26 protein-coding genes are annotated in these 25324 nt (G+C 64.2%); 13 read left to right on the forward strand and 13 right to left on the reverse strand.

What is annotated here, in order from left to right:
* Nucleotides 1-70: 70 nt before the first annotated feature.
* Complete coding sequence (locus I6A82_RS02040; protein ID WP_198093521.1) at nt 71-916, forward strand: TorF family putative porin; 846 nt, start codon at nt 71-73, stop codon at nt 914-916.
* Between the two features lie 57 nt (nt 917-973).
* Here I6A82_RS02040 and glmS read toward each other — a convergent pair whose 3' ends face one another.
* From glmS to glmU, 5 genes are read right to left on the reverse strand one after another with little or no spacing between them, the layout of a single operon-like run.
* A complete protein-coding gene (gene glmS / locus I6A82_RS02045) occupies nt 974-2809 on the reverse strand; it encodes a glutamine--fructose-6-phosphate transaminase (isomerizing) (protein WP_198093522.1) in 1836 nt (611 codons plus the stop codon).
* 15 nt (nt 2810-2824) lie between these two features.
* The gene (locus I6A82_RS02050; RefSeq protein ID WP_198093523.1) at nt 2825-3205 is read right to left on the reverse strand and encodes a PIN domain-containing protein; all 381 of its coding nucleotides are present in this window, start codon (nt 3203-3205) and stop codon (nt 2825-2827) included.
* Nucleotides 3202-3564, reverse strand: a complete 363-nt coding sequence (locus I6A82_RS02055) for a ribbon-helix-helix domain-containing protein (protein ID WP_198093524.1) — start codon at nt 3562-3564, stop codon at nt 3202-3204. The genes I6A82_RS02050 and I6A82_RS02055 overlap by 4 nt, the downstream gene beginning before the upstream one ends.
* Before the next feature lie 30 nt (nt 3565-3594).
* Nucleotides 3595-4266, reverse strand: coding sequence for a hypothetical protein (locus I6A82_RS02060; RefSeq protein ID WP_198093525.1), 672 nt, complete (start codon nt 4264-4266; stop codon nt 3595-3597).
* The gene (gene glmU, locus I6A82_RS02065; RefSeq protein ID WP_198093526.1) at nt 4266-5624 is read right to left on the reverse strand and encodes a bifunctional UDP-N-acetylglucosamine diphosphorylase/glucosamine-1-phosphate N-acetyltransferase GlmU; all 1359 of its coding nucleotides are present in this window, start codon (nt 5622-5624) and stop codon (nt 4266-4268) included. The genes I6A82_RS02060 and glmU overlap by 1 nt, the downstream gene beginning before the upstream one ends.
* Before the next feature lie 81 nt (nt 5625-5705).
* Here glmU and I6A82_RS02070 point away from each other — a divergent pair, with 81 nt between their 5' ends.
* From I6A82_RS02070 to I6A82_RS02080, 3 genes are all read left to right on the forward strand, one after another.
* Nucleotides 5706-6404: an HAD hydrolase-like protein gene (locus tag I6A82_RS02070; protein WP_198093527.1), complete on the forward strand. Its 699-nt coding sequence runs from the start codon at nt 5706-5708 to the stop codon at nt 6402-6404.
* The gene (locus tag I6A82_RS02075) at nt 6401-7153 is read left to right on the forward strand and encodes an enoyl-CoA hydratase/isomerase family protein (RefSeq protein ID WP_198093528.1); all 753 of its coding nucleotides are present in this window, start codon (nt 6401-6403) and stop codon (nt 7151-7153) included. Before I6A82_RS02070 ends, I6A82_RS02075 begins: the two co-directional genes overlap by 4 nt.
* 74 nt (nt 7154-7227) lie before the next feature.
* Nucleotides 7228-8829: a hypothetical protein gene (locus I6A82_RS02080; protein ID WP_198093529.1), complete on the forward strand. Its 1602-nt coding sequence runs from the start codon at nt 7228-7230 to the stop codon at nt 8827-8829.
* A gap of 15 nt (nt 8830-8844) precedes the next feature.
* On the opposite strand, the gene I6A82_RS02085 is transcribed toward I6A82_RS02080, so the two are convergent.
* The 5 genes from I6A82_RS02085 to I6A82_RS02105 form a co-directional block, all read right to left on the reverse strand.
* Nucleotides 8845-9261, reverse strand: coding sequence for a DUF4019 domain-containing protein (locus I6A82_RS02085; RefSeq protein WP_198093530.1), 417 nt, complete (start codon nt 9259-9261; stop codon nt 8845-8847).
* Between the two features lie 56 nt (nt 9262-9317).
* Nucleotides 9318-10391, reverse strand: coding sequence for a nucleotidyltransferase domain-containing protein (locus I6A82_RS02090; protein WP_198093531.1), 1074 nt, complete (start codon nt 10389-10391; stop codon nt 9318-9320).
* Nucleotides 10388-11242 carry an HprK-related kinase A gene (locus I6A82_RS02095; protein ID WP_198093532.1) on the reverse strand — a complete coding sequence of 285 codons (855 nt, stop codon included), beginning with the start codon at nt 11240-11242 and terminating at the stop codon, nt 10388-10390. The genes I6A82_RS02090 and I6A82_RS02095 overlap by 4 nt, the downstream gene beginning before the upstream one ends.
* The gene (locus I6A82_RS02100) at nt 11235-11525 is read right to left on the reverse strand and encodes an HPr-rel-A system PqqD family peptide chaperone (RefSeq protein WP_198093533.1); all 291 of its coding nucleotides are present in this window, start codon (nt 11523-11525) and stop codon (nt 11235-11237) included. Before I6A82_RS02100 ends, I6A82_RS02095 begins: the two co-directional genes overlap by 8 nt.
* Nucleotides 11526-11594: 69 nt before the next feature.
* Entirely contained in the window at nt 11595-11957 is a 363-nt protein-coding gene (locus I6A82_RS02105; RefSeq protein ID WP_198095449.1) for a hypothetical protein, read from the reverse strand.
* 211 nt (nt 11958-12168) lie between these two features.
* Here I6A82_RS02105 and I6A82_RS02110 point away from each other — a divergent pair, with 211 nt between their 5' ends.
* From I6A82_RS02110 to I6A82_RS02150, 9 genes are all read left to right on the forward strand, one after another.
* Nucleotides 12169-13455, forward strand: coding sequence for an ATP-binding protein (locus I6A82_RS02110; protein WP_198093534.1), 1287 nt, complete (start codon nt 12169-12171; stop codon nt 13453-13455).
* A gap of 152 nt (nt 13456-13607) precedes the next feature.
* Nucleotides 13608-14657, forward strand: coding sequence for a substrate-binding domain-containing protein (locus I6A82_RS02115; RefSeq protein WP_198093535.1), 1050 nt, complete (start codon nt 13608-13610; stop codon nt 14655-14657).
* A 97-nt stretch (nt 14658-14754) separates the two neighbouring features.
* Nucleotides 14755-16131 carry a phosphate ABC transporter permease subunit PstC gene (pstC, locus tag I6A82_RS02120; protein ID WP_198095450.1) on the forward strand — a complete coding sequence of 459 codons (1377 nt, stop codon included), beginning with the start codon at nt 14755-14757 and terminating at the stop codon, nt 16129-16131.
* Nucleotides 16128-17402, forward strand: coding sequence for a phosphate ABC transporter permease PstA (gene pstA, locus I6A82_RS02125; protein WP_198093536.1), 1275 nt, complete (start codon nt 16128-16130; stop codon nt 17400-17402). Before pstC ends, pstA begins: the two co-directional genes overlap by 4 nt.
* A 7-nt stretch (nt 17403-17409) precedes the next feature.
* Nucleotides 17410-18267 (forward strand): phosphate ABC transporter ATP-binding protein PstB, encoded by an 858-nt coding sequence (gene pstB / locus I6A82_RS02130; protein ID WP_198093537.1) that lies wholly within the window; start codon nt 17410-17412, stop codon nt 18265-18267.
* Nucleotides 18268-18291: 24 nt separating this feature from the next.
* The gene (gene phoU, locus I6A82_RS02135) at nt 18292-18972 is read left to right on the forward strand and encodes a phosphate signaling complex protein PhoU (protein WP_187334823.1); all 681 of its coding nucleotides are present in this window, start codon (nt 18292-18294) and stop codon (nt 18970-18972) included.
* 12 nt (nt 18973-18984) lie between these two features.
* A complete protein-coding gene (gene phoB, locus I6A82_RS02140; protein WP_187334824.1) occupies nt 18985-19680 on the forward strand; it encodes a phosphate regulon transcriptional regulator PhoB in 696 nt (231 codons plus the stop codon).
* Nucleotides 19681-20006: 326 nt separating this feature from the next.
* Nucleotides 20007-20423, forward strand: a complete 417-nt coding sequence (locus I6A82_RS02145) for a response regulator (RefSeq protein WP_198093538.1) — start codon at nt 20007-20009, stop codon at nt 20421-20423.
* Nucleotides 20416-20748: a hypothetical protein gene (locus I6A82_RS02150; RefSeq protein WP_198093539.1), complete on the forward strand. Its 333-nt coding sequence runs from the start codon at nt 20416-20418 to the stop codon at nt 20746-20748. The genes I6A82_RS02145 and I6A82_RS02150 overlap by 8 nt, the downstream gene beginning before the upstream one ends.
* On the opposite strand, the gene I6A82_RS02155 is transcribed toward I6A82_RS02150, so the two are convergent.
* The 3 genes from I6A82_RS02155 to I6A82_RS02165 form a co-directional block, all read right to left on the reverse strand.
* Nucleotides 20729-21574: a glutaminyl-peptide cyclotransferase gene (locus I6A82_RS02155; protein WP_232343219.1), complete on the reverse strand. Its 846-nt coding sequence runs from the start codon at nt 21572-21574 to the stop codon at nt 20729-20731. The genes I6A82_RS02150 and I6A82_RS02155 overlap by 20 nt on opposite strands.
* 74 nt (nt 21575-21648) lie before the next feature.
* Complete coding sequence (locus tag I6A82_RS02160) at nt 21649-23052, reverse strand: porin (RefSeq protein WP_198093540.1); 1404 nt, start codon at nt 23050-23052, stop codon at nt 21649-21651.
* 133 nt (nt 23053-23185) lie between these two features.
* Complete coding sequence (locus I6A82_RS02165) at nt 23186-25282, reverse strand: M13 family metallopeptidase (RefSeq protein WP_198093541.1); 2097 nt, start codon at nt 25280-25282, stop codon at nt 23186-23188.
* Nucleotides 25283-25324: the final 42 nt, after the last annotated feature.

Consider the following 25324-nt stretch of genomic DNA (forward strand, 5'->3'; position numbering starts at 1 on the left):
GGCCTTCGGGTGAAAGATGCTTTTGCCGCATCGCAGCAGGATTAAATTCCAACCGCACGAAAGGAATATCATGCGAATCACACGGTGCCTGCTGGCAACCCCTCTCCTCGCCTTAGCCGCGCCTGCCATGGCGCAGAGCTATGACACCGCCCCGCCGGAAGACATCGCCGTATCCGCCAATGTGGCGCTGGTGAGCGACTATCGCTTCCGCGGCATCTCGCAGACCGACAAGGAAATTGCCATTCAGGGCGGGGCCACGCTGTCCAACCCGCAAAGCGGCCTTTACGGCGGTTTCTGGGCGTCCAACCTGGCTGGCTGGGGCACCTTCGGCGGCTCCAATACCGAGCTTGATCTGTTCGGCGGCGTGATTGTTCCCGTTGGCGGGGGAGAGCTGGACGCGGGCGTCGTCTGGTACATGTATCCCGGCGGCGCGGACACCACCGATTTTGCCGAACTGTATGCGAAGCTGAGCGGTACCGTCGGCCCGCTCTCGCTGACCGCCGGCGTCGCCTATGCACCGCCTCAGGAAGCGCTGGGCAATGTATTCTTCACCGGCGCCGCGGCTGCCGCCGGCATTCCGAACGATCCGGGCGATAAGGAGGATAACCTCTATCTTTCCGGCGATGCATCGGCCGGCATCCCCACCACGCCGGTGACGCTGAAGGCGCATATCGGTTATTCCAACGGCAATCCCGGCCTTGGCCCCAACGGCACCAGCATCGCGCCAACCGGCGAATATTGGGACTGGTCGCTGGGCGCGGACGTTGCCTACAAGGCGCTCACCTTCGGCGTCGCTTATGTCGATACCGACATTTCGCGTTCCGAATCGGCGTATCTCCTACCCAATTTCTCGGCGCTGGACGGCGGCCGGATCGATAACGGCACGGTAGTGTTCTCGGTCAGCGCAGGCTTCTGACTCTTCCGCAATCAGAAAGGGCGCGCCCGGCGGCGCGCCCTTTTTCATGTCCGCCGCTTATTCCACCGTCACCGATTTGGCGAGGTTGCGCGGCTGATCGACGTCGGTGCCCTTGGCCACCGCGACATGATAAGCGAGCAGCTGCACCGGCACGGCATAGATCAGCGGCGCGATCAGCGGATGCACCGCCGGCATCTCGATCGTCGCCAGCGTGCCCTCGCCCGCTTCCTCGATACCCTTGGCGTCCGAGATCAGCACGATCTTGCCGCCACGCGCGGCCACTTCCTGCATGTTGGACACGGTCTTGTCGAACAGCGGGCCGGACGGGGCGATCACGATGACCGGCACCGCCTCGTCGATCAGCGCGATGGGCCCGTGCTTCATTTCACCCGCAGCATAGCCCTCTGCGTGAATATAGCTGATTTCCTTCAGCTTCAGCGCGCCCTCCATCGCCATCGGGAAGTCCGGGCCGCGGCCCAGATAGAGCACGTCGCGCGCCGGGGCGATCAGCGGGGCAATCGCCTCGATCGCGCCGTCGCGGCCCAGCGCGTCGTTCATCGCCGCGGGGGCTTCGGTGAGATGCTTGACGATCTCCTTCTCTTCCTCCGCGCTCATCCGCCCCTTGGCGCGCGCGAAATGCGCGGCCAGCGCGGCGAGTACGGCAAGCTGGCAGGTGAACGCCTTGGTGGATGCGACGCCGATTTCGGGGCCGGCATGGGTCGGCAAGAGGAGGTCCGCCTCGCGGGCCATTGTGCTGGTGGGCACGTTGACGACGACGGCGATCTTCTGCCCCTCCTCGCGCGCATGCCGCAGCGCGGCGAGCGTATCGGCCGTTTCGCCCGACTGGCTGATGAAGAGCGCGAGGCCCCCTTCCTCCATGATCGGTTCGCGGTAGCGGAATTCGGAGGCGACATCGATGTCGACCGGCACGCGCGCGAACTGTTCGAACCAGTATTTCGCAACCATGCCGGCATAATAGCTGGTGCCGCAGGCGACGATGGTGACGCGGCGGATTTCGGACACGTCGAACTGGATGTCGGGCAGCGCGACCACGTTCTCCAGCGGGCGCAGATAGGAGCCGAGTGTTTGCGCGACCACGGTCGGCTGCTCGAAGATCTCCTTCTGCATGAAGTGGCGGTAATTGCCCTTCTCGATCGCGCCCGCAGTCACGCCGCTGTCCACGAATTCGCGCTCTACCGGCTGGTCGTTCTCGTCGAGGATGCGGATGTCCCCGCGCTTCACGATCACCCGGTCGCCTTCCTTCAGATAGGCGATGCGGCGGGTGAGCGGGGCCAGCGCCAGCGCGTCGGAGCCCAGATAGGCCTCGCCCTCATCCTCGCCTTCGCCGCGACCCACCACCAGCGGCGATCCGAGGCGCGCGCCGATCATCAGGTCGTCATGATCTCGGAACAGGATGGCGAGTGCGAACGCGCCTTCCAGACGGGGCAGCACGGCCTTCACCGCGTCTTCGGGCGATTGCCCTTGTTCCACTTGCTCGGCGACCAGATGGACCACCACCTCGGTATCGGTCTGGCTTTCGAAGGTGCGTCCGCGCTCCTGCAGCTCGCGGCGCAGCGGCTTGAAATTCTCGATGATGCCATTGTGGACGACGGCGACCGCGCCGCTGGCATGCGGGTGCGCGTTGTCGACGGTCGGCGCGCCATGCGTGGCCCAGCGCGTGTGCGCGATCCCGGCGGAACCTGCCGCCGGCTCGTCCGCCAGCTTGGCCGTCAGATTGCGCAGCTTGCCCTCGGACCGGCGGCGTTCGAACTGCCCGTCATGGACGGTGCAGATGCCGGCCGAATCATAGCCGCGATATTCGAGGCGCTTCAGCCCGTCGACCAGCCGATCGGCCACATCGCCGCGTCCGAGGATTCCGATAATGCCGCACATGAGAAGATGCTTTCGTTATAAAGTGTAGGGAACACGGATGCCCGGCATGTTCGCCGGAAAATCCTGTGTATTGCGGGTAATGAGGACGCGGCCGCGAATCTGAGAAGTCGCGAGGATGATTGCGTCGGGCGATTTGAGCCTCGGTCGCTCTCGGCGCAGGGCCGCCGCACGCCGCGCAATCTCGTCGTCCAGTTCATCGAGGGCAAATCCGCTCAAAAACTGCTCCGCTTCGCGAACGGCGGTTTCGCTGCCCTTGGAGAGCGTTTCGATCCAAGCCATGCGACTGATCCATATTTTCGCGCCGATGGAAGCCAGACGCGACAGCTCGCGATGCGCTGGTCGGTAGCCGAGCAGTGCATCGATCATGATATTGGCGTCGAGACTATAGCCGCTCATTCGGGATCGGACTGCGTATCGGCTGCGGTCTTGCGGGTCAGCGCGACATAGTGGGCGCGCTCCCGGTCATCCTCTTCGGTGAAATATTCAGGCGATTCGACCCGAACCTCGTCATAATCATCATCCCAGGGCCGCGTCCATTCGGCGCGCCGCTGCCGGTCATATTCGTGCGGATCGATCGTCACGCCGTCGCGCGCCCAGGCCCCGAAGCCGATATCGAGCCAGTCCTTCGGGGCTTCGGCGCGGTAGGCGCTCACTGCCTCGCGCAGAATGGAGGCGCGCGACTTGCCCTGCTCGGCTGCCAGAGCGTCGAGCCATTTGATGTCTTCATCGGGTAGATCGGCCAGGATGCGCGTCATGATATCGCGATATCATGCAGTGATATCATGTCAAGATGGATGATCGACCAGTGCATCCTGATCGGCCGGCTCGGCATATTTCTCCGAAAAGGCGTAATCGACGGAATAGAGCGCCTCGCCGCTACAGCCATGGTCCTGAATGATTTTGCCGTCTTTCATCACCAGAACGCCATCGTCGAACTGCGGATCATTGGGCTCGCCAGCCGTGAAATTGGTGCGGACCACGCGGCTGTAGACGACATAGCGATAGGCCCCGCGCGTAAAGCTCAGCTGCGCCTCTCCGCCGCCCGAATAGGGTACGGAAACGAAACGGATTGCCCCGCCGCCGCGATGCTCCGGGAAGACGAGTTCGCTCTCTTCCTTCAGATTGCCGTAGCGATATTGCGGAAATCGTCCGCCGCCGGCCTCCGCCGCAGCGCAGACGGAAGCGGTCTTGCCGTTTTGCAGGCGGCAGGAAAAGAGACGCTTCTCCCCCGGCGCGCACAGATCGGCCTTGCCGGGCAAGGGCGGGACCATCGAAGTCGGCCGCGTATCGGGCGAAGCGCCGGTGGTCGTGGTCGTGGTCGCTTTGGACGCAGAAGGCGCTTTGGCCGCAACGGTCTTCCCGCCCGCCGAGCGTTCCTGCGGCCCCTCCTGCCCGCAAGCCGTCAGCAGAAGCGCTGCTCCTGCGACGCCGATTAGCGCCCCCTGGGCCCCGTGCATCAACCCTCCTTCTTCTTGCGCATGGTGCTGTTGAAGCGGTCCGCCCAGCCGGGCTTTACCAGCTGCTCGCCGCGCACCAGGCGCAGGTCTCCGTCGCCGACATCGCGGCTGACCGCGCTGCCTGCCGCGACGATCGCGCCGCGGCCGATGGTGACGGGGGCAATCAGCGCGCTGTTCGATCCGATGAACGCGCCTTCACCGATCACGGTCTTGTGCTTGAACCAGCCGTCATAATTGCAGGTGATGGTGCCCGCACCGATATTCGCGCCCGCGCCCACATCGGCATCGCCCAGATAGGTGAGATGATTGGCCTTTGCGCCTTTGCCCAGAACCGTCTTCTTCATCTCGACGAAATTGCCGACCTTCGCGCCCTCTTCCATCACCGATCCGGGCCGCAGCCGCGCATAGGGGCCGACCGAGCAACCCGATTTCACATGCGCGCCCTCCAGATGGCTGAAGGCGTGGATCACCGCCCCGTCTTCCACGGTAACACCGGGACCGAAGACGACATTGGGTTCGATTCTAACGTCGCGGCCGATCTGGGTGTCGTAAGCGAAGAACACCGTTTCCGGCGCGATCAGCGTGGCGCCGTCGGCCATCGCGCGTTCCCGGCGCCGGCGCTGCCAGTCGCCTTCCACACGGGCGAGTTCGATGCGGCTGTTGACGCCCGCCACCTCGTCCGCACCGGTCTCGATCACCGCGCTGGGCTGGCCCGGCAGCATCACGATATCGGGAAGATAATATTCGCCCGCCGCATTATCGTTGCCGATCTGATCGAGCAGCACGAACAAATCGGTCGCCCGCGCGGCCATCAGCCCGCTGTTGCAGAGCGTCACGGCGCGCTGCGCCTCGCTCGCGTCCTTATACTCCACCATCGTCTCGATAATGCCGGTGCCGTCCGCGATGATGCGGCCATAAGCGGCGGGGTCGTCCGGGCGGAAGCCCAGCACCACGCAGCGCGGATCGTCGCCGCGCCGCAGCCGCTCGACCATCCGGCGCATCGTCTCCGCGCTCACCAGCGGCACATCGCCGTAGAGGATCAGAATATCGCCCGAAAAACCTTTCAGCGCGTCATGCGCCTGCGCCACCGCATGGCCGGTGCCGAGCTGCTCGGTCTGCTCCGCGATCGCCACACCGCGTCCCTCGACGGCCGCCTCCACCTGCTCCTTGCGCGCGCCGACCACGACCACCTGGCGTTCGACGCCCAGTTCCTCCAGCGTATCGATGAGGTGCAGCAGCATCGGTTTGCCTGCGATAGGGTGCAGCACCTTGTGCGTGTCCGATTTCATCCGCGTGCCCGATCCGGCGGCGAGCACGATCGCGGCAAGCGGGCGGTCGGGAGAAGTAGGTTCGGTCATCGGCTTGCGGTCTCCTTTGATCGCCAGCCTTTCGCATGGCGTCCTTGCATAATCCAGCCGCTTGCGGGCATGCCGGGCGCCATGACCGATTTTCCGTATGACATTGTGGGCTTCGACCTGGACGGCACGCTTCTGGACACGAGTGACGAGCTGACCGCATCGGTCAATCATACGCTCGGCCTGATGGGCCATCCGCCGCTGACGCGCGAGCAGGTGAAGCCCATGATCGGCCTGGGCGCGAAACATATGCTGAAAGTCGGCATCGAGCAGACCGGGGCAACAGGCGAGGAGGCGGAGCTGCTGCTGAAGCAATATCTGCCGCGCCTGCTCGATCATTACGGCGCGCATCTGGGCAGCGGATCGCATCCCTATCCGGGCCTGCTGGATGCCATGGATGCGCTGACGGAACGCGGGGTGACGCTGGCCGTCGTCACCAACAAATATGAAAGTTTTGCCGAAACGCTGCTGAACGCCGTGTCCTTACGTGATCGGTTCGCCTGCGTGATCGGCGGGGATACGATGGGCAAGGGCAAGTCCAAGCCGCACCGTGCGCCGATCGACGAGATGATCCGCCGCTGCGGGCATAAGCCCGGCGAGACCCGCGCCGCCTTCATCGGCGATTCGATCTACGACATCATGGCCGCGCACAATGCCGGGCTGCCCGCCATCGCGGTCAGCTTCGGCTTCCTGCATCAACCGGTCGAGGAACTGGGCGCCGATGCGATCATTGACCATTATGACGAGCTGATCCCGACGCTCGAGCGGTTGGCAACAGCATGAGCATCGGCATGCAGGTCGAAGGCGGCATCGCCACGATCACGATCGACCGGCCCTTGCGCAAGAATGCGCTCCGGCTGGAAGACTGGGAGGCGCTGGCCACGCAAATCGAAGAAGCGAAGGCCAGCCTTGCGGTGCGCGCGATCATCCTGACCGGCGGCAAACCCGGACAATTCTGCGCTGGCGCGGATATCCACGATATCGCCGCGAACCGCGAGGATGCGGACTGGCGCGCACGCAAATTTGCTGCGGTGCGCGCCTGCAACCGGGGTTTATGGGAAGCGGACATTGCGGTTATCGCCGCCATCGACGGCGATTGTATTGGCGGCGGGTGCGGGCTCGCGCTCGCCTGCGATCTGCGCATTGCCACGCCGCAAAGCCGCTTCGGCGTCACGCCGGCCAAGCTCGGCATCGCCTATAGCCGCTTCGACACGCATCTGCTTGCGGCTGCCATCGGCGTGGCGGAGGCCCGCCGCCTGCTTCTCACCGCCACGCTGATCGACACGGAAGAGGCCTGCCGCATCGGTTTGATCCACGAGATCACGGACAACGCCCTACGCCGCGCCCGCGATCTGGCCCGGACGCTGATCGCCAATTCCGGCCACAGCATCGCGGCGACAAAGCAGCATCTGCGCGCCATTGCGAGCGGCACCGTGGACGACGACGAAGAGAGCCGCAGCTTGTTCGAGGACAGCTATGTCCAGCCCGGCTTTGCCGAACGCATCGCCCAATTCCTGCAACGCAAGGGCTGACACGGTAGCATTTGACATCTGGCGGGAAACGCGCGCCTATACGCTTGCTTACATTATTCTCTGGGGGGAGAAATATGCGTCTGAAGATCTTTGGTCTGATAGTGTCGTGCTTGGTCGCCGCGCCCGCGCAGGCCGAATGGCTGGAAGCTTCCAGCGATCACTTTGTCGTCGTCGCGGACGATAGCGAACGCGATATCCGCGACTTCACGGAAAAGCTCGAACGCTACGACGCGGCGATGAGCAAACTGTTCGGCCGCTCCGGCGCGAAACCGAGCCCGTCCAATCGGGTGACGATCTATGTCGTGAAAAGCGACTCGGCGGTTCGCAAGCTGCTCGGCACCGGGTCCAGTCGCGTCGCCGGCTTCTACGTTCCGCGCGCAGGCGGATCGGTGGCATTCGTGCCGCGCATCGAAAGCCGCTCGAACGAACCCGACCCCTCCATGCTGATCCTGATGCACGAATATGCGCATCATTTCCTGATCTCAGCCTCGCAGTTTCCCGCGCCCTTGTGGATGTCCGAAGGGGGCGCCGAATTCTTTGCCTCCGCCGAATATAAAAAAGACGGTGGGATGACCCTTGGCCGACCGGCCAATCATCGCGGCTACGAACTTTACAACGACATGGGGCTCACCGCCGAAAAAGTGCTGACCGCTGCCGAGAACGACAGGAAGGACGACGCTTTCGGCGCCTTTTACGGGAAGAGCTGGCTGCTTTATCATTATCTGACTTTTTCCGAAGAGCGGAGGGGCCAGATGAGCGCCTACGCCAAGGCGCTGGCGACCGGCCTTAGCCTGCGCGAGGCAGCGGTGGGCGCTTTCGGCGATCTCGACGCGCTCGAACAGGATTTGAATCGGTATCTCAAACAGCGGCGCATGCGGGTAATCGACATCTCGGGCGAGGTCTTGGAGACCGGCCCGATCGCAGTACGCGCCCTGACCGATGGCGAGGAGGAGATGATCCCGGTCAAACTGCGCTCCAAGCGTGGTGTGGACCGCGAGGCGGCGCTGAAACTCGTGGCCGATGCGCGGGAGGTTGCCGAGCGTTATCCAGGCGATCCTGCGGTGCTCGCCGCACTTGCCGAAGCCGAATTCGATGCAGGCTTCAACGATCGCGCGATTGCCGCGGCCGATGCCGCGCTCGCGATCGATCCAAAGCGGGTGAACGCCTATGTTCAAAAAGGCTTTGCCATGTTCGACGAGGCTGAGGATGCGGACGATCGTGGCGCTGCCTATTCCGAGGCGGTGAAGCCGTTCGTGGCGCTCAACCGGATCGAGAACGATCATCCGCTGCCGCTCATTTATTTCTACCGCAGTTTCGTCGAGCGGGGGGCCAAGCCTTCCGAACTCGCGATCCAAGGCCTCAGCTACGCCGCGCAGCTCGCCCCGTTCGATCTGGATCTGCGCTTCAATCTGGCGATGCAGGAACTGCGCGACGGGAACGGCGACATGGCGCGCTACAATCTGATCCCCGTCGCATACAACCCGCATGGCGGCAGCTTTGCCGACAATGCGCGCGCCTATCTGGATCGGCTGAATGCCGGGGAGAAGCCGGAGTCCATCGCACGCGGAATGGGCGGTATCGCGATCCCTGCGGATGCCGGCGCCTTGATATCGGTGGACCCCTCCGACGGGGAAACCGAAACCGGAGACAGCGGGAGCGGCAGCATGGGTGGATGAGGGCCGCGGACCCCATCAACCCATGACGAAGACGTCGCTGTTGATGGTGTAGGCGAACAGTTCGGGGCCTTTGGCGGTGATGCGGTAGACGAACTGTTCGGTTGCCTTGCCCTTGGCGTAATCACTTTCGTAACCCAGCGTCACATATTGGCCCGATCCATTCATGGAGCTGTTGAAGCCGGTCCGCCGCGCGCTGCGGAACTTGCCGAGCTGGCGCTGCACACCCGCGAGATATTTGTTGAACATCGCGCGGTCCGAGCTCTTGCGAAACTCGCCGCTCGCCGCATTGTAGATCGCGTCATAGTCACCGGCGTCGTAGAAGGCGCGGAAATCGGACACCGCCTGCTCAGACCCGTTGACGTTTTCCGTCATCGAGCATCCGGCCACCGCCACACAGACGGCCGCCGCCGCGCCATATTTCATCCAGTGCATGTCTTTTTATCCCCCCGTTGAAGCAGGCGTGGCCATGCGCGGCCCGCGAAAATCCATCAGCCGCGCTGTCCCTTGCGCCATTTGATCCACAGATGGCGCGCCAGCATTTTGGGCGGCATGCGCAGCCAGTGGCCGCGGATGTAGAAAAAGAAGCGCAGCGCCCGGTTCGTCTGGCGGCCCCAGCCATCGCGCGCCATCATGCGTTTTTCGAACCATTTGTCGCTGGCAAGCGTGCGGCCACGCAATTTCTCGTCCACCGGCGTATCATAGATCCGTTCGGCAAGTCGCAGGGCGCGGCGGACATAGGGCAGGATTTCATGCCGCCGCGCCCGCACCGCCAGGGCGTCCCAGAAATTGGCGGAGCCTGCGAACTCGCGCAGCATCCGGTCGATATCCCACAGGTTGCGAAGGCCCCCGTCCATCTCTCCGTCCGCCAGTAGGTGCGCGATCGAATGGCACACCATGTCTGCGGGCGAGAGGATGTGGAGGCCGTGCCAGCTGGAAAATTTGGCGAGACGCACGCCCTTCGCCTTCTCATCCGGCTGCAACGCGATGGCCGATCCGATCATCGCCTTGGCATCGGGCGTGGGCCGCGCGGTCTTGGGAAGGATGGTGTGATGAACGTCGATCATCCGATCCCGATCGCGGTGGATCAGCGGGGGCAGCTCGTGCATCCAGCGGCGATAATAGGCATCGTCATAGGCGTCTTCCTTCACCCATTCCCAGCCCGCGGCGAGCAGCGCGCGCTCCACCTCCTCCAGATCCTTTTCCGCCACCAGCAAATCGAGATCGCCGATCGATCGCCCGCGTCCTGCATCGAGATTCGCCGCGACATAAGCCGTGCCCTTCAGCAGCACCGCCTTGCCCTCATACCCCGCCAGAGCGCGCCGAGCGCAGTCCGCTTCCCACAGCGCGGCGCGACGTTCCTGCGCGGCCATGACGCGCGCATCGGACAGCACCACCGCGACCTCTTCGGGCACGCTGCGCCCGTCCAGCCGATCGGCGAGCGCACCGATCAGGCGTTCGGCGCGGGCCATCGCGATCAGCTCGTTCCACTGGCGTGCGCCGAACTGGCCGGCAATGCGCGGATCGACCAGACAGGCGGTGAGGCGGCGGGCGGCGGCGGTCATGCCAGCTGCTCCCACAATTCCTCGATCAGCTCGGCCCCCTCCTCGCCCCGGCCATAGTCGATCGCGCGGGCGGGCACGGTCTCGCACAGGCGCGTGAGCGCGGCGAAGCCAGCCTCGCCCAGCGCGACATAATTGGTGGATGCCTGCGTCAGCCGCATGAACAGTTCGCCCGGCGGCACCGTGCGCACCGCGCGGCGCTCGCCGAAGCGGGGGAACAGGATCAGCTTCGGCAAGGCTGGCTCTGCCATGCGCTTGATCGCCTCGGCAGACGGGACGAAATGGCGGATGTCGCCCTTGGGCGTGCCGCGCAGCCGCGGGCCGAGGCGCCTATACCCGACGCGCTGTTCCAGCGCTTCGATGCCGCTGTTCTTCAGGCTTACCAGACGGGGAAAGGGATGGATCGCGCCATCTTCCAGCCCCAGCAGCGCAAACTCGTCGCTCATGAAGCGCCAGCCCGTCTCGCCCAGAAGCGCGGCCATGGTCGATTTGCCCGACCCCGACAGGCCCGTCATCACGATCGCGCGTCCGTCCTTTTCGGCGGCTCCCGCATGCAGCAGCAAATGCCGCCGCCAGCCGAGCGCCATCTGCAGGTTCATGCCCATCTCTGCCGCCAGCAGCCCCTGTGCCAGCGGCAAGGGCGCGGCGTCCGGCAGCATGAAATCGCCCGCGATCATGGCCGAGGGGCGCAGATATTTGCGCCATGGCTTCGCCGGATCGAGCCGCACCGTGAAATCGACATGCCGGGGCTTGGGATAGGCCGCGTAAAGCCCCTCCAGCTGCTCGATCGGCGCGCGCCAGGCCGAACCGATGCGAAATGCCGCAGGCCCTACCTTGAGGCGCAGCTCATGCATGGGCTTGCTTCCGTTCGATAAGGCCGAGCGCGGCCAGCTCGGTCAACCGCGCCCCGATCAGTGAAGCCGCGTCCCCTTCCAGATCGAACCGCGCGCTCAGCCGTTCCGCCAGGTCGGCAGCGCTTGCCGGCGCATCGCCCATCGCCTCCATGATTTCCGGCACCGGCTCCACCACGATATGCGTGATGCCCGAGCGGCGATCATAAACGAGCGTCAGCGCCTCGAGCGGATGCCAGACGAGATCGGCGGCGGCGGCGCGGATGTAGAGCGGTTCATCGTCCATGCGGCTCCCCTTGTCCGCAGGGAAAGCCCGCTACGCAAGAGCGAATGCAGTGGGAGCGAAAGCCCGCGGCTAGCGCGGCATCTGGAGCGAGGCGTAGCAGGTGAAGCCGCTCTGCCCCGCCTGCAACCGGCGGATATAGTTCAGATAGGCCTCGTTCTGCTCATAACTCGCGCCGGGAAGCGGACGGCCTTTCAGCGCGTTCTTCACTTCCTCTCCGGTGAAATTGCGGCCCGGAGGGGCAAAGGAGCCGGGCGTATCGGGCGGCACAAGGCTGCCGTCGGCGGCAATATACTGGCCGGTTTGACTGCGATCGGGCACCGGAATCTCGCAATTGAGCACCGATCCCGCGGTCTGCGCGATGGCCGGCTTGATGCTGACGACGGTGGACGCGGCAAAAGCGCCGAGCATCAGCGCGCGGCGGCGATCGACCATGCCGCGCGGTGCGTTGCCGCCTTCGGTTTGCTCGTCGCTTTCGTCCGCCACGTCCATTCTCCCTCATTCGAGACGGCCGACATAGCCCCGCGCGCCTGCGAAAGCGATAGCGCGGGCGGCGGGGCCGGGTTGCCGTCCGATCGCGGGACAGGATGCCAGCGAAAACTTGCCAATATATTGCAGCGCCCTGCTTTGCTATGGGACGGCCGCGATGACCCGTTTTTCGATCCTCCGTTTGTTGCTCGCCGCGCTGCTGTTCATCGCGGGCGCGATCATCGCAGGTTACAGCAGCGTGCCGGCAGAGCGGGCGTTCATCATGGCGGTAACCGGCATGATCGCAATTTTCGTGGCAGCGGATCAGGGCGGCGGGCGTGCCCGCGCCCGCCCGGCGCGCAACACAGCGCCATCGCCCGGCCGGATCACCCATCATCCCGATTTTCAGGGCTTCATCGACGCCTCGACCGATCCGGTGATGGTGGTGGAGGCGGCGCGCGTCACCAACGCCAACCGGGCCGCGCGGCGGCTGTTCGGCGAGAATGTGGTGGGCGAGAATGTCCGCACCGCCGTGCGCCATGCGGGCGCCGCCGAACGGCTTGCCGATGAGGATGCGAAGCATGAGGGGCGACCGCTGCGGCTGACCGGGATCGGCCTGCGTGATCAGGCATGGGACATGCACATCCAGCGCATCAGTTCCGGCCAGAAGCTGGTGCGGCTGACCGACCGCACGTCCAGCCAGGCCGCGGAAAAGATGCGCGTCGATTTCGTCGCCAATGCCAGCCACGAACTGATGACGCCGCTCTCTTCGGTCAAAGGTTTCATCGAGACGCTGAGCGAGCCCGATGCGGGCGAATCCGCACCCACGCGCACGCGATTTCTGGGCATCATGGCCGCCGAGACGGAGCGGATGCAGGCGCTGGTGCGCGATCTGATGTCGCTGAGTCGGATCGAGGCGGAAAAATACCAACCGGTCGAGACCACGGTCGATCTCAGCGATATTGCGCGCAGCGTGGCGGGCGAGCTGGCCGCCGGATCGAACCCGCGCGGGGGAGACATCGTGCTGCACGGCACCGATGAGCCGCGCATGGTGATGGGTGACACTTCGCAGTTGCGCCAGCTGCTCTACAACATCCTGTCCAACGCCATGAAATATGGCCGCAAGGACACGCCGATCACGCTGTCGATCGGCCTGACGCGCTCCGGCTCCATGGCGCGGTTGCGGGTCGCCGACGAAGGAGAGGGGATCGCGCCCGAACATATTCCGCGGCTGACCGAGCGTTTCTACCGTGTCGATTCGGGCCGCAGCCGGCAACTGGGCGGCACCGGCCTTGGCCTGTCGCTCGTCAAGCATATCGTGGACCGCCATCGCGGCCATCTGGAAATTTCCAGCGAGCCGGGGCGCGGCACGACCATCAACGTCATGCTGCAAATCGCGCGGCTGGCGGACGATCCGCCCTCTTCCCCGCCCCTTTTATCGGGCGACACATCGGGCATGCTGTAAAATCGATCGACCCAAACCGTAACATCACTGTCATATGACAGTCACCCGGAAGCCACCTGCCGCCCCTAAAGGGCGCTCATACCGGGTGCCCGCCGCGCGATGGCTGCTTTGGCCCGCCCACTCATAAATGCCGATTTTCCAAGGGGTTGAATATGTTGAAGAGATTCGCTGGCCTTCTGGCCGGAGTCGCGCTGCTTGCCGGTTGCCAGGATCAGGCGAGCTCGTCGGGCGGCGGCACGCGTGATCACATCGCGATTGTCGGCTCCTCGACGGTCTTCCCCTTCGCCAAGGCCGTGTCGGAGCGTTACGCATCGGGCGGCGCCGGGCGCACCGCGCCGGTGCTCGAATCGACCGGTACCGGCGGCGGTATCGAGCAGTTCTGCGCCGGCGTCGGCCCGAACACTCCGGACATCGCCAACGCATCGCGCCGCATGAAGCCGAGCGAGTTCGAGACCTGCCAGAAGAACGGCGTCACCGACATCGCCGAAGTCAAGATCGGCATCGACGGCATTGCCATGGCGCAGTCCGTCAACGGCCCCAAGATCCAGCTGACCGAAGAGCAGATTTACAAGGCGCTGGCCGCCAAGCCGTTCGGCATGGAACAGACCGCCAAGAGCTGGGCCGATGTCGATCCCTCGCTCCCCAACATTCCGATTGCCGTTTACGGCCCGCCCAGCACGTCCGGCACGCGCGACGCGTTCGAAGAGCTGATCATGGAGAACGGCTGCGACAGCAACGCCGAGATGAAGGCGCTGAAGGACAGCAACAAGGATCAGCACAAGGCGATCTGCACCGACATCCGCACCGACGGCGCGTATAAGGAGCAGGGCGAGAACGACAATCTGATCGTCCAGAAGCTTGTCAGCAATCCGGACATGATGGGCATCTTCGGCTACAGCTACATGGCCGAAAATGCCGACAAGGTGCGCGGCATCCCGATCCAGGGCGTCACGCCGACCTATGAGACGATCGCGGACGGCCAGTATCCGGGCGCGCGGCCGCTCTTCATCTATGTGAAGAAGGCGCATATCGGGAAGATCCCGGGCCTGCAGGAGTTCGTGAAGGAATTCGTCTCCGCCGGCGGCGCCAACGGCTATCTCGCCAAGCTGGGCCTGATCTCGCTGCCGGACAGCGAGCGCGCGGCATCGGCGGGAGAAGCCGGTACGATGAAGTCGATCGACGCCGCCAGCCTGGCGGGCTGATCCGCAGCAGCAACGATCCGGCGCGGCGGCGGGAGCGATTGGCCCGCTCGCCGCGCCGGTTGCTTCCACGAGGCCGAGCGGGCAAGGGGTTGAGATGATGGCTGGGGCGGGGCTGCTTTTTCTGGTTCTGGGGCTGGGCCTGATCGCCTGGATTACCGGACGTGCGCGCGCGGCGGCCTTCGTCCATGGCGACCGCACGAATCTCAACAGCCTGCCGAGCTATCACGGCTGGTACGTCGCGCTGTTCGCGATCGTTCCGCCGCTGCTGTTCCTGGCGGTATGGACCGCGATCGTCCCGGCCCTGCAAACCGATATGGTGCTGTCCGCGCCCGAGGCCGCTTCGCTGCCGATGGACGGCTTCACCCGCGCCTCGATCCTGTCCGAAGCGCGCGCCATTGCCGAAGGCACGCAGACCACGGCGTTCCAGCCGATGGCGAACAAGTTCGTGCCGCTCTACGAGGCGGCGATCGCGCATTACAACTGGATCGCGGTGGCGGCGACGCTGCTGCTGCTGTTCGCGGGCGGCGCTTATGCCTTCACCCGCCTGAAGCCCGATTTCCGCGCCCGCACAAAGGTGGAGCGCGTGGTGATGGCGGGCCTGCTCGTCGCATCGCTGATCGCGATCATCACCACCATCGGCATCGTCGCCTCGCTGATCTTCGAGACGGTGCGTTTTTTCTCGGTGGTTTCGCCGATCGAATTCCTGTTCGGCGCGAACTGGAACCCGCAATCGACCGTCACGCCCGGCGGAGACAATGGTTTTGGCGCCATCCCGCTGTTCTGGGGCACGGTGTTCATCGGCGCGATCATCGCCATGATCGTCGCAATCCCTCTCGGCCTGATGAGCGCGGTCTACCTCACCCAATATGCCCGCCCCGGCTTCCGCAAATGGATGAAGCCCATTCTGGAAATTCTCGCGGGCGTACCGACCGTGGTCTACGGCTATTTCGCGGCGCTCACCGTGGCCCCGGCGCTGCGCGATTTCGCCGCCATGCTGCACATTCCCGGCGCCTCGTCGGAAAGCGCGCTGGCGGCGGGCGTGGTAATGGGCGTGATGATCATTCCCTTCGTCTCCTCGATGGCGGATGACAGCATTGCCGCCGTGCCCAATTCGATGCGCGACGGATCGCTCGCCATGGGCTCCACCAAATCGGAGACGATCAAGAAGGTGCTGGTCCCCGCCGCATTGCCCGGCGTGGTCGGCGGCGTTCTGCTGGCCGTCAGCCGTGCGATCGGCGAGACGATGATCGTGGTGATGGCCGCCGGGCTTACCGCCAACATGACCGCCAATCCCTTTGCCAGCGTGACCACGGTGACGGTGCAGATCGTGCAGCTGCTTACTGGCGATCAGGAATTCGACAGTCCCAAGACGCTCGCCGCGTTTGCGCTGGGCCTTGTCCTTTTCATCGTGACGCTGCTGCTCAACCTCGTCGCGCTGCGTGTCGTGAAGCGCTACCGGGAGGCCTATGAATGACTGACGCTCCCGCCCCCGCCAGACGCACCACGCCGACCGACTGGTCGAGCGATGCCATGCAAAGGCGCATCGCCAAACGTTACGCCGCAGAGCGCCGCTTCAAATATCTCGGCCTTGCTGCCGTGATACTGTCCGCCGCGTTCCTCGCCTTTCTGCTCTACGTCATGGTCGGTAACGGCCTGGGCGGTTTCCAGCAGACCGAGGCGGAGCTCACCATAGATTTCCCGGCCTTGACCGGCGGCACCAGCGCCGCAGCGATCTCCGGTGAGAATGCCGAGACCGTGGTCGGATCACTCGATCTGCCCGGCGTCGTCGGCGTGGCGATGGAAAGCCAATATGGCGATGCCGGCAGCCAGATCTTCTCCAGCGGTGCCTGGCAGGTGGTGCAGCAGAAGCTGCTTGCCGATCCGCAGCTGATCGAGAGCGAGCAGACGCTGTGGCTTCCCACCAGCTCGGAAATCGACATTGCGGCCAAGGAAGATGGCCCGCCCGCGGCCGAGCGTCTGCTCACCATGCTGCAGCAGAAGGACGCGGTGCAGACCAGCTTCAACACCACCTTCCTGACCGGATCGGACGCGACGGACCCCGCGCAGGCGGGCATCTGGGCCGCGTTCAAGGGATCGCTGATGACGATGTTCATCACCATCATTTTGGCCTTTCCGGTGGGCGTGCTTGCCGCGCTCTACCTGGAGGAATATGCGCCCAAGAACCGCTGGACGGACCTGATCGAAGTCTCGATCAACAATCTGGCGGCGGTGCCCTCGATCATCTTCGGCCTGCTCGGCCTGGTCGTATTCCTCAACTGGTTTTCCATGCCGCGCTCCGCCGCGATCGTGGGCGGCCTAACGCTGGCGCTGATGACCATGCCGATCATCGTCATCGCCGGACGCAACGCCATCAAATCGGTGCCCCCCTCGATCCGCGAGGCGGCGCTGGGCATCGGGGCATCACCCGTACAGGTGGTATTCCACCATGTCCTGCCGCTGGCGCTGCCCGGCATCCTGACCGGCACCATCATCGGCATGGCCCGCGCGCTGGGCGAAACCGCGCCGCTGCTCCTCATCGGCATGCGCGCGTTCATTCCGACCCCGCCGGACGGCTTCACCGATCCTGCCACAGTGCTGCCGGTGCAGATCTATCTCTGGTCGGACGAGATCAACCGCGGCTTCGTCGAGAAGACCAGCGCGGCCATCATCGTCCTGCTCGCCTTCCTCCTGTCCATGAACGCGCTGGCCATCTATCTGCGCAACAAGTTCGAAACCCGCTGGTGACCCGATCATGACCGACGACAACCGCCGCACTGAAGCCTTCGCCGAAGCCACGGATGTGTCCGGCACGGCCACGGGCACGTCCCCATCGTCCAACGCGACCGGCCTCGCCGATCCAAAGATCCGAGCGCGCGGGGTGAACGTCTTTTACGGCGCGAAGCAGGCGATCAGCGATGTGTCGATCGACGTCGGCATGGACAATGTCGTCGCTTTCATCGGCCCGTCGGGCTGCGGCAAATCCACCTTCCTGCGCACGCTCAACCGGATGAACGACACCATCCCGATCGCTCGGGTGGAAGGCGACATCCGGCTGGACGGCGAAGACATTTACGCGCCCAAGATGGACGTGGTGCAGCTGCGCGCGCGCGTGGGCATGGTGTTCCAGAAGCCGAACCCCTTCCCCAAATCGATCTACGACAATGTCGCCTACGGCCCGCGCATTCATGGCCTCGCCGCGGGCAAGAGCGAGCTGGACGAAATCGTCGAGCGCTCGCTGCAGCGCGCAGGTCTGTGGAACGAGGTGAAGGACCGGCTCAGCGACAGCGGCACCGCGCTTTCGGGCGGGCAGCAGCAGCGCCTGTGCATCGCGCGCGCCATCGCCGTCGATCCGGAGGTGATCCTGATGGATGAGCCCTGTTCCGCGCTCGATCCCATCGCCACCGCCAAGATCGAGGAGTTGATCCACGGGCTGCGCGGCCAATATGCTATCGTGATCGTGACCCATAATATGCAGCAGGCCGCGCGCGTTTCGCAGCGCACCGCCTTCTTCCATCTGGGGTCGCTGGTGGAGTTCGGCGAAACGTCCGAAATCTTCACCAACCCGCGCGAGGAGCGCACCAAGGATTACATTACGGGCCGTTACGGATAAAACCGGGCCGGGAGGACCAGAGATATGAACTTGCAAGCCGGCCACACCGTCAAGGCGTTCGACCAGGAAATGTCGGACATTCGCGGTATGATTTCCGATATGGGTGCGCGGTCCGAAGCTGCGGTCGAGGCGGCGATGAAGGCTTTGCGCGCGAACGACACCGAAAGCGCGCGCGCCGTCGTTGCAGGCGACAAGGCGATCGACGAGCTCGAGACCGCGGTCGAGCGCCGCGTGGTCCAGACCATCGCGCTGCGCGCGCCGATGGCGGACGATCTGCGCGATCTGGTCGCCGCCCTGAAGATGAGCGGCGTGATCGAGCGGATCGGCGATTATGCCAAGAACATCGCCAAACGCGTCGGCGCGCTGGAAGGCCATGGCTTTCTGGACGCGAACGAACAGCTGTTCCGCATGGCCGATATCGGCACCGAGATGGTCCGCATGGCGATGGAGGCCTTTGCCAAGCGCGATGTCGACATGGCCCGCGCGGTCTGCATCCGCGATGATGAGGTGGACCAGATCCACAAGGATCTGTTCGTGGATTTCATCGCGCATGTCGCCAAACACCCGACCGACGCGACCGAGATCGCGCATCTTCTGTCCATCTCCAAGAATCTCGAACGGATCGGCGATCACGCCACGACCTGCGCGGAGATGGTGTATTTCTCGCAGACCGGGCGCAATCTCGGCGACGAAATCGGCGGATAAGGGACGCAAGAAATGAACAAGCCGCGCATGTTGCTGGTCGAGGACGATGAATCGCTCGCCGAACTGGTGCGCTGGCATTTCGAGCGCGAGGAGTTCGAGGTGCGCCACACGCCCGATGGCGAGGAGGCACTGCTGCTGGCGCGCGAACAGACGCCCGATATCGTGCTCTTGGACTGGATGATCGAAAATCTCTCGGGAATCGAAGTCTGCCGCCAGCTCCGCAAGATCGAAACCACCGCCAATGTGCCGATCATCATGCTGACGGCGCGCGGCGAAGAAGATGATCGCATTCGCGGCTTCGAAATCGGCGCCGACGATTATGTCACCAAGCCCTTCTCCCCGCGCGAGCTGGTGGCGCGGGTGAACGCCGTGCTGCGCCGCGTGCGACCGGCGCTGGCGGGCGAGACGCTGAAGTTTGCCGATGTCGAGATGGACACGGTGGCCCACAAGGTTCGCCGCGGCGGCGAGACCGTTCCGCTCGGCCCGACTGAATACCGCCTGTTCAAGCACTTTCTGGAACATCCTGGCTGGGTGTTCAGCCGCGAACGGCTGCTCGACAGCGTGTGGGGGCATGACAGCGATATCGAGCCGCGCACCGTGGACGTCCATATCCGGCGGCTGCGCAAGGCGCTGAACGCAGGGGGCCGGCCGGACCTGATCCGCACCGTCCGCTCGGCGGGTTATTCGCTGGATCAGGACGCCGCCTGACCTTCGCGCTTCCGCGAGAACCGGTCGCATCCGAAACGGACCAGTTTGTCTTGAGTGGCGCGCAGAGCCCGGTGACGAAGGTTGGTCGCGCAAATTCGCCGTTTCCGTATCCCGCACCGTTCGTTGGAACGCCACATACCGCCTAGAAACACTAGCGAATTGGTATCGCCGCATTAACGAAGCGGTCACCACCGCGCGCTATGCTGTGGTGAATGGTCCCACAGCCTGGGACCGGCAGCCTAACCGTGAATCGGGAGGTCACTTTCCAGACGTTCGTCCGGGAAGAGCACCGTGCTGCTTGCGGTTGGTAGAGGTGGGAGAAGCGGGTGAAGACGGCACTTATCGTCGATGACAGCAGGATCATACTGGAAATCCTGGAGGCAGAACTGACTTCGGACCTGCTGACCGTGGTGCCCGCCGTCAGCGGCCCCGCCGCCCTCGAATGGCTGGAATCCAACCGCGCCGACATCGTCACCACCGATATCAACATGCCCGAGATGGACGGCTTCACCTTCCTCGATCAGATGAAGAGCCGCTGCGGTTCGGTCTGCCCGCCTTTCCTGGTGATCTCTACCGAGGAACGCCGCGGGCGCGCCGAGGAAGCTGTCGCCGATGATGCGATCGCCTGGATTACCAAGCCCTTTCCCTTCGGCAGCCTGTCTGAGCTGATCCACCGCCATCTGGGTTGCGACGCCGCCAGCGGAGCGGAGGCTGGCGCCGCCGATGGGGCCGTCCATGCGTAAACGCGCCGCCCCGTTGATCGCAAACGAGATGCGCCGGTCCGCCGACGATATCGAAGAACTCGGGATGCGCCTTGCGGTCGACCGGCACATGGTGGTGCACCATCCCGCCGATATCCAGCTTTTCGACCTGCTCACGCAGCGGCTGCGCTGCCTCGCGGCGATCTGCGAGGCTCCGGATATGGTCCAGGCGGTGGAGGATTGCCCACTGGGCGATCTTTCCCGCAACATCACCAGCACGCTGACCGCGTGGGACAGCGGTGCGGGCGACCAGCCCGAGATCGCACCGCTTACCGCGCCGACGACGCTTACAGTCCGGGCACGCTGATTTCGAACAGGGTGGGCCATAGCTTGCCCGTGACGAACAGCCGCTTGCCCTTAGCATCCCAGGCGATACCGTTCAGCACCGCGTCGCGGTCCGTCTCCGCCACTTCGGCCACCAATGCGCGGCAATCGATCACCTGCGTAACCAGTCCCGTCTTCGCATCGATCTTGAGGATGAACGGCGTCTGCCAGACATTGGCGAGGATCGCCCCGTTCACATATTCCAGCTCATTGAGCTGCGGGATGGCCCGGCCGTCCGGCATGTGGACCAACAGCGTGCCGCGCTCGGTAAAGCTGGACGGGTCCATGAAGCGCAGGATCGGCGATCCATCGCTCATGATCAGTGCATCGTCGCCCGTGGTCAGGCCCCAACCCTCGCCATCATAACGAAAACTGCCCTTAGGCCGGAAGTCCTTCAGCGCCCAGCGGTGCGCGACGCCCGCCTGCCAGGTGAGGCTGACAAGCTCATCCTTCCACAGCGCCAGCCCCTCGCCGAACTCCTGTGGCGGAATGGCTACGCTCTGCAGCACCTTGCCGTCCTCCAGCCGCACCTTGCGAATGGTGGATTGCTCCAGCTGCCCGGTGCTCTCGTACAAGGTGCCGTCGTGCCACAGCAGCCCCTGCGTGAACGCGCCCGGATCATGCGGGAAGCGCGCCACAATCGTCGGGGCGACGACGGGCGGGGCCTGCGCTGGCGCGGCGGCCTCGGTGGTCTCCGCGGCTTGGGTGGACGCGGTGCTCCCGGCATCGGGTTCGGCAAGGGCGCAGCCGTGAAAGGCGAAGGCTGCAATCAGCAGCGAAAGGAGCGGACGCTTCATGCGCGCGATCATGCCGCGCGCTTGCCTCCGCGACAATCGCTATTGCGGCTGGCCGCGCCGCGCTTGCGCCGTTCGTGCGGGCGGCGTCAGAACACGATCTGCGCGCGTGCCCCGATCTCGTCCACCGCATAGTCCCGGTTGCCGCTCGGCGTCGGGATGATCGCATCGCGGTACACCAGATGGCCGTAAGTCATCATGAAGCGCACATAATCGATCGGCGTCCAGATCAGCGAGGCTTCATAACCGTCCTGTGTGCCGCCCAGGATCGGCCCGTCATTGAGCCGCAGCCCGTCATAGCGCACCGCAGCCTGGATCGCGCCGAGGCCGCCCTCGCTCACCGGATCGCTCACCTTCACGCCCTTGAAGATGCCGTTCTTGTACGGCCGGGTGTCATTCGTGAGGAACATGCCCAACTCGACCGAGCTGCCGAAGAAGGTGGGATCGAAACCGGTATCGGCGTTCACATGCTGCCAGAAGCCTTCCGCCTCGGCCCAGAAGCGACCGCGGACCGCCGCCAGCTCCAGACCATAGCCGAAGGTGTTGTCGGCCAGCAGCAGGGGCGTGCCGATGAAGCGTACATCGGTGGTATGGACCAGCGGACGCTGGCGATAGATTACGCGCTGCGGCAGGGAACCGGGATCGTGATAATGCAGCGATCCGCCGAAATGCAGCTGGGTGCGGCCGATCTTCGGCGCATAGACCAGCCGCCCGTCGCCGCCGATCGCATCATTCGCATCGTCGAACAGATCCTCGACATTGGCGGTGAAGACACCGGCCTGCGCGATCAGCGGCCCGTCGAAATATTGCACGGACGCCCCAACGCGGCGAACAAAGTCGAAGGCATCGGTAAAGGCTGCGCGCTCGATGAAGCTGGTATCGTTGGAACTGGTCAGCTCCTCCAGGCCCTGGAAGCCGTTATGCTGACCCACGGTAAAGACCGCCTTGCCCGCCTCATATTCCATGAACGCGTCGGTGACGACGATCTCACCGTTCGCGAAGTCCACCTCCATCTTGTAGCCGAAACCGCCGGGCATCGTGCCCTCGACGCCAAGGCGCGCGCGGCGCAGTTCGTTGGAGAAGCCCAAGCCCGGATCGCTGATGCCGTCCGGCGAGCCGACATAGGCGGCATCGTACATGATGCGACCGCGCGGTTTGAAGCTCCAGCCATCTTCACCGCTGAACTGCGGCGCGCCTTTCCAGCTGATCTTGGTTCCGGCAGGCACGGCGGGAGTGGCGGGCGGCGGGGCGGCGGCAACCACCGGGGCCGCGGCACCGGCACGCGTTTCGGGCGGGACGACGACAGGCGCGGCGCCATCCGCACCGTCCGGCTCGGCCGCATTCAAGCGCGCCTCCAGGGCTGCCAACCGCGCCTTGAGTTCGGCAACCTCAGCCCGCAGCGCTTCGGTTTCGCCTTGCGGCGTCTGCGCCGCGGCCGGAACTGCCATCAGCAGACCGAAGCCGGCAACACCGGCCCCCAGAAATTTGCGCATTCCCATATTCCCTGAACCCGACTCCGCCGGCGGGAATAGGGCTGGGCTTCATCATTGCAAAGCCGTGATAGGAAAAAGACCGATATATGACCGTCCGGCAGGGGCCGCCGAACGCTGAATATCGCGCAGCGAGCTACCAGATCCGTACGCGTTGATCGGGCGCGAGATACAGCTTGTCGCCAGGCTTCACGTCGAACGCCTTGTACCAGGCATCAAGGTTTCGCACGGTGAGCGCGCGATACTGCCCGGGCGCGTGCCCATCGGTCGCGATGCGCTGGCGCAGCGCCTCCTCGCGCATCTTGGTGCGCCAGCTTTGCGCATAAGCGATGAAGAAGCGCTGATCACCCGTGAAGCCGTCGATCACGGGCGCTTCCTTGCCATTCAGCGAGGCGCGGTAGGCATCATAGGCCGCCTGTAGCCCGGCAACGTCGGCGATATTCTCGCCCAGCGTCAGCTTGCCGTTCACATTCACCCCCGGAAACGGCGAATAGGCATCATATTGGTTGGCGAGCGCCGCGCCCTGCTGCTGGAAGCGTTTCAGATCTGCCTCGGTCCACCAGTCGCGCAGCTTGCCCTCCGCATCGAAAGCGGCCCCGTTATTATCGAAACTGTGGCTGATCTCATGCCCGATCACCGCGCCGATCGAGCCGTAATTGGATGCCGCATCCGCCTTCGGATCGAAGAAAGGCGGCTCCAGGATCGCCGCCGGGAAGTTCAGCGCATTCTGCACCGGCAGGTTCACCGCGTTCACCGTCTGCGGCGTCATCCACCATTCGTTCTTGTCGAACGGCTGCCCGATCTTGGACAGCTGATGGCGATATTCCGCCATTTCGCCGCCGATCTCGTCGGCATAGGCGTTGGTGTTCGAAAGCTCGAACCCCGCATAATCGCGCCAGCTGTCGGGATAGCCCACGCCTACCTTCAGCGATTCGATCTTCGCGAGCGCTTCCGCCTTGGTTTCGGGCGCCATCCAGTCGATTTTCTGCACCCGGCTGCGGAAGGCGGCGATGATGTTGCTCACCATCCCGTTCACCTGCCGCTTTGCCGAGGCGGGGAAATATTTCTCGACATAGAGCTTGCCCACCGCATCGCCGAGATAGCTGTTCACTGCGGCCAGCGCGCGCTTGTCGCGCGGCTGCTGTTCAGGCGTGCCGTTCAGCTGCGTGCCGTAAAAGGCGAAGTGATCCTGATCGATCGTGCTGGGCAGCACGTCCGCATGCGCATTGATCTGGTGGAAGACCAGCCAGTCCTTCCAGCTCTGCAGCGGCTCGCTGGCGACAAGTTTCGACAGCCGCGAAATGGCGGGCGCGTGATAGGCGGCGAATTTCAATTGGTTGGAAAGCTGCGCCGCGCTGAAGAACGCGTTCCAGTCGATCCCCGGTGCCTGCTTTTCGAAATCGCCGCGGCTCCAGATCGTCGCGCTGTCCGCGAAATCCTCGCTCTGTGCGCGCGTTTCATGTGCCCGCGCGATCTTGGTTTCCAGCGCGAAGATGCGGTCCGCCCGCGCCGCGGCATCGGAAATTCCGGCATCGCTCAGCAGCTTCTGGATATAGGCCTTGTACGCATCCCGGATCGCCACCTTGTCGGGATCGGTCGACAGATAATATTCGCGTTCCGGCAGGCCCAGCCCGCCCTGCAACAGATAGGGCAGCACTTCGCCCGGCGTCGATAGCCCCTGCGTCACGAACAGGCCGAACAGATTTTCGGTCTGGAAATCGGTGGCGTTTAGCGGATCGACATCGGCGCGCAGGTTTGCGCCCAGCGTTTCGGATAGCTGCTGCTTATCCTCGATCGCGGCATAACGCTGCAGATCGGGCTGGATCGGGCGCATCCCCGCACTGTTGATCGCGTTCACGTCCATATAAGCGTGGTAGAATTTCGCGATCCGGCTGGCGTCGGTGCCGGCCATCGGCTTGGACTGCACGATTTCCTCGATCAGCGCCTTGTTGCGCTTTTCCGCTTCATTGAACACTTCCAGAAACACGCCGGTGCTGGAGCGGTCGGCCGGGATTTTCGCGGTCTTCTGCCAAGTGCCATTGGCATAATCGTAGAAATTGTCGCCCGGGTTCACTTTGGTGTCCATACCGGCCAGATCGATACCGATTTCGGTGCCCGCCGGTGTCGTCGCTTCCGCCTTCGGCCCTTGCTTGTCGGGCTGCATCGAGCAGGCGGGCAAGCTTGCAAAAGTGGTGGCGGACAGAAGCAGCGCGGCGATCAGGCGGCGGTTCATGAAGGGGCGGTCTTTCGTGGCTGGGTGATGGAGACGATATAG

This window comes from Novosphingopyxis sp. YJ-S2-01, assembly GCF_016093175.1.
GTDB lineage: Bacteria > Pseudomonadota > Alphaproteobacteria > Sphingomonadales > Sphingomonadaceae > Novosphingopyxis > Novosphingopyxis iocasae.